This is a genomic window from Porphyromonas sp. CAG:1061, assembly GCF_000435035.1.
Lineage (GTDB): Bacteria > Bacteroidota > Bacteroidia > Bacteroidales > Porphyromonadaceae > Porphyromonas_A > Porphyromonas_A somerae.
Genome location: NZ_HF988848.1, coordinates 1 through 4,661 on the forward strand (window position 1 = coordinate 1; position 4,661 = coordinate 4,661).

Below are 4,661 nucleotides of genomic sequence, written 5' to 3' on the forward strand. Positions count from 1 at the left end.
GGGGACTGGGCAGGTACTGACGACATCACCTCCTTCGCTGTCTACGTTGTCTCCGAGGATCGCAACGAGGTCCATTGCATCTCCAGCAATAAGATTGTGACTGCTCCTCCAGTGTGGGGACGTGATAGTAATTATGAATGGGAGCTAAAGGATCCAGCGAAGCTAGATCCCGATGTACAGAAGTGGGAGAATAACGTACTGACACTGACACCATGGCAAACCTCACCTGGGAAGAAGACCATCTATGCCTTCCTCAATCCACCAGCGCAGTATATCGAGTATCTAAGGCAAACGCTCTCCAACAAGGCTAGCTTTTTGGCGGCGATCAAGAAGCCAATTCCTTTTCAAGGAGAGGTCGGTATGACCTACACTACGACAGCCGATGCCCCCAAGCTCGGAGGCTTCCGCCCCGACCCCAACATAGCCAAGAAGGTCGTTTATATGGATCTTAATGAATACACAAAAAAGCCCGAAACTAAATCCTTAACAGGCTTTAACACTGACAAAATAAAATCCTTTGACAATCGTGCCTTTGATTTTAATTCAGAACCAGCTAAAGGTAGTTGTGATTTTGTCAAATATGCAGACCACATTATGTGCTCTGGCATAAAGGAGGACTTTGCCGTTACAGATAATGTGTCAAAAAGCGAAGTAGCCAATAGTCGCACGAACTTGGCTGTAGTCAGTGTCCGCAGGGTACTCGCTCAAGCCGTGGTGTCGTGGGATGAGAAGATCATCGGGGATGGGCTTAAGGGCGACCCCGAAAAGGAGAAGATGGAACTGAAGGGCATCTACTATCAGGTGCTCAATTTTGTGCCGACCTTCTACCCTATTGCCGAGCGTTCCGATAGTGAGTGGTTCAATATCAAGAATACCAAGAGTCCCTCTTATGACGATCTTACCCCCACCGACTTGATTAACTTTAACACCTATCATCCATACGGGGAGGAGAATTTTGACCCCATTACACTCGAGGATGAGCGTTTCTTCCGCAATTCTATTCCTGTGAATAAAAGCAAGGTAATGCCCCCTAGCACAGATAATGCGATACCAAATCTCTTACGTCAAAAGGTGCTATTAGTGCCGGGAAAGGTGGAAGATGACGCATCATTCAATAAAACTGGCTTTAAATTTCCTTATGAGACTCCCAGTGTACGATGGGGGGGGTGCTACCTGACCGAGACGACCCATCAATGGGGTGCCGGAGAGGATAGTGGCTACCGCAAGGGGAATACCCCTTTCTTTGCCGTCATCGCCTCCTTCGCTATCAAGAGCCTCCCATGGGATGAGAGTGCCCTCTCAGGGAGAAAGAAGAGAGAGGAAGATCTTCAGAAGAAGATTGCAGAAGTGAAAGCTAGTGCTGAACAAGCAAGAAGAGACTCGTTAGCACTTGAGCAACAACTAGTTCTAGAAAAAGAAGAATTAGCGAATTTTGAATCGCCAATTAAAGATTCTAAGAACTGGGGCAAAGCCGCAGAGTATACTAATGCATTGAATATTCGGGATGATTGGCAAGAAAAGTACAATGCGGCAACGGGTAGAAACCGAAAAGCAGCTTATAAGAAAGAACTAGAAAAAGCTCAAGCACTAGTCAATAAGTTACGTAAAGATTACTATGATGCTAAAAAAGATTCTGATGGCTACAGCAAACACATTGCAGCGGAAAATCAGGTGACCACTACAGAAGCTAAGATCGCTGAGGCGAAGAAAAAGATAGCTAGCATTGATAAGGAAATAGAAAGGCTTACAGAAGAGGCTGACAAAATTGAAGTGGCTGGTGTGACGTATGATGATGGAGATGATATTACTCCTATCACCTACGCCCATGGCATCAACCGTATCTACTACTCTCTGGATACGCAGAAGTTTTACCTCAATTACCACGACATCCCTGCGGACAAACGTGGTGGTAACCATAAGTTAAAGACTACTGACGACTGGTATACCAATATTACCAATGCCATCCCGGCAGGGGTAGCGATACCAGTAGCGTCACAAACTTTGCTGGATAAGTTCAGCGAGGTGTTGAATGGTAAGATTAAGGCGGAGACGCTCCCTGCTGATGAGCAGCGAGCTATGGACTTCTACCTCTATGGTAGGGTAGCTCCCGACTTGGTTCCCGCCTTCAAACAAGGTGCCAGGAAGTATGATTATATTGACCTTCGTCTTGGCTACGTAGAGGAGTACACCGCTAAGCACAAGGACAAGGTGGTCAACTACGAAATTCTGACCCGATACCGTGGAACAGATACAGCAAGCGAAACAAGATACAATGAAAATCAAATGTTACAAACTCGCCTGCTGATGGTCTACTACGCTTGGGTGAACCCTAGCACCAATGACAACCGCACCTGGTACTCATCACCAGTATTGCGTAATAATATCTACCACATGCACATCACCGGCTTCACGAAGATGGGGCTATCGGGGATCCCCTTTGTGAAGAAGCCTGACGACCCACGCTTCAGCTTCCTGCATAACATTGATCCCGATGAGAAGGTGCCATCGAACAATGAGTATCTGCCCATTCAGGATCCTTACATGAACGTACAGGTGACGAATGTCGGCTGGGGGATACATAGCTATAAAAAACAATTCTAATCACTATTAGATATGACTAAGAGAATACTAAATAGGGCACTTGCCCTCCTCCCAATTCTATTTCTTGGAGGGTGTCAATCGTTATTGCACGACCAGCTTAAGGAGTGCCCACGGGAAATAGAGGTGTTGCTCTATACTCAGACCGATTGTGATGGGGCACGTACCTACCCTAGCGATGTAAAGAGTGTGCTCCTCATCGCCTACAATGAAAAGGGTGAGGCAGTGGCGACACAGACCCACGAGGGACCCATCTCGGCCGAGACCAAGGTGCGGATGACGGTGCCTGCAGGCGAATCGGTTCGCGTTGCAGCATGGTCGGGTCTTTACAAGGATCACTTTGAGCTCACCCCTAATGCCAAGCTTGGCGAGCAATTTGTTCAGCTAAAGGCGGGTCAGGACCTGAAGGATCAGCGAATCCGCCAGGGGATTAGCCGTGAAGTAGCTCTGAAGCCACTCAATGAAGAGGGGGCAGATGAGGTCACCTCTGTGGAGGTGAATCTATTGGAGCTGACCAACCGCATCAAGGTGCACATCATCGGTCTTGAAGATCCAGATAAGATCTCTGTGGAGGTGGTATCGGCCAATGACCGCTACAGTGCCGAGGGTAAGATGCTGGGCAATAATGAGGCTACCCCTTATCCCTACCCTACCACGATTACGACCAAGGCGAATACCTTTGTCGGCCCAGTAGAGCCAGGTTGTGAACCTGGGTATGATGGCGAGCTAACAGCAGAACTGACCACCCTACTTCTGAGAAGCGGCCACAATAGTTGGCTCACCATGCGTAAGGCAGGTCAGGAGCATCCATTTTTCCGTAGCAACCTGATTGGGCTACTGATGAGTGCAGCTAAAGATGGTGCCGATATCAATCTCTACTGTGACCACGACTTCACCGTGGAGCTGAAGGTACGCCGCTGTCCTAACTGTTCCGAAGGATATCAAGTCGCTTGGGTGAAGATCAATAACTGGCAGGTACACAGCTACGATACTGAACTAGCTCCGTTATAATTAGGAATGAGACCGCTTTCCTATGGTGCAGGGATCTGCTGTTTACTACTGCTATCCCTCTTTCAGACCAGTTGTACCGACTTAATATTTGACGCACCTTATCCTGACCCTGGTCAGGGTAAGGTGGCGGTCGTTTTTAGTCGTCCCGAACTGCTATTGCCAGAGGGGACGGAGGAGCACTTCGGAAAGATCACCTCGCTACGTCTGGTAGCCACCAATCTAAAGGGAGAGGTGGTGTACAATGGGCGGCTACGCTACAAGGGGGCGGATAGAAACCTCAGTTGGCGTCAGCTGGCGTGTAGTGACCCTGTGGTGCTGGATCAGAGTACCTATGAATTCTTTTTCATCGCTAATGAGGAGGGGATCGGTATTCAGGAGGAGACATTTCAGCAAATCAATAGCAAGCAGGCGTTGTTGCGGCTCACCTATTTTATCCCTTTGTCACGCCCAGAGCATCGGCCATTTTTGATCCCATTGGTGGGGCACCTACAGCGACAGTTGCCTCGGCAAGAGGAGACGGATCGTACCATTATCCTCTATCCTCAGCTGGCACCATCGGTGGCACTCCTAGAGGTGGATACCAAGGGGTTGTCGATGGAGCGTATCGAGCTGGGGTTCCCTAAGGATCGGGAGGATGGGGGGCTCTTTGGGTACCCCTACTCTAAGGTGTCGGATCGGAGACATGAGATGCACTACTATCCGCTCACCCCATTGGAGAAGGGGGGGACGCTCTACTGTGTTGGTCTGCCTGAGGTGCGCTGTTATGCCCCGGAGCAGCAGCAGTGGCGAGGTCCAGAGCTCAGCGATATGACGCATCTGCGGATCCAGTTGACGAATGGCGAAACGAAGCTATTGCCACTGATGCAACTACCAGAGGAGCGACTCCCCAACAGTTACGAGGAGTACCTCCGCATCGCGATGGAGCCCGCCCCCATCGGCATCAATGGCCTCATCGAACGCTTCACCATCTTCCCAGGTGGCCATTACCGCTACCAGCTGCGTAATTTGTAGAGTACCTTATCGGACAAGTCGGACAGGTCAGACAAGTCGGA

The 4,661-nt window shown here is 49.5% G+C and carries 3 protein-coding genes; all 3 read left to right on the forward strand.

What is annotated here, in order from left to right:
• Positions 1–2,601: fimbria major subunit (locus QVO39_RS00980; RefSeq protein WP_288171333.1), on the forward strand; the 2,601-nt coding region annotated here is incomplete at its 5' end.
• Positions 2,602–2,613: 12 nt separating this feature from the next.
• The gene (locus QVO39_RS00985) at positions 2,614–3,609 is read left to right on the forward strand and encodes a FimB/Mfa2 family fimbrial subunit (RefSeq protein WP_021902633.1); all 996 of its coding nucleotides are present in this window, start codon (positions 2,614–2,616) and stop codon (positions 3,607–3,609) included.
• A gap of 6 nt (positions 3,610–3,615) precedes the next feature.
• A complete protein-coding gene (locus QVO39_RS00990; RefSeq protein WP_021902634.1) occupies positions 3,616–4,620 on the forward strand; it encodes a hypothetical protein in 1,005 nt (334 codons plus the stop codon).
• The last annotated feature ends 41 nt before the right edge of the window (positions 4,621–4,661 follow it).

Bases quoted from the DNA above. Each gene is read 5' to 3' on its own strand.
- QVO39_RS00985 (WP_021902633.1), top strand. From the start codon at position 2,614: ATGACTAAGAGAATACTAAATAGGGCACTTGCCCTCCTCCCAATTCTA.
- QVO39_RS00990 (WP_021902634.1), top strand. From the start codon at position 3,616: ATGAGACCGCTTTCCTATGGTGCAGGGATCTGCTGTTTACTACTGCTA.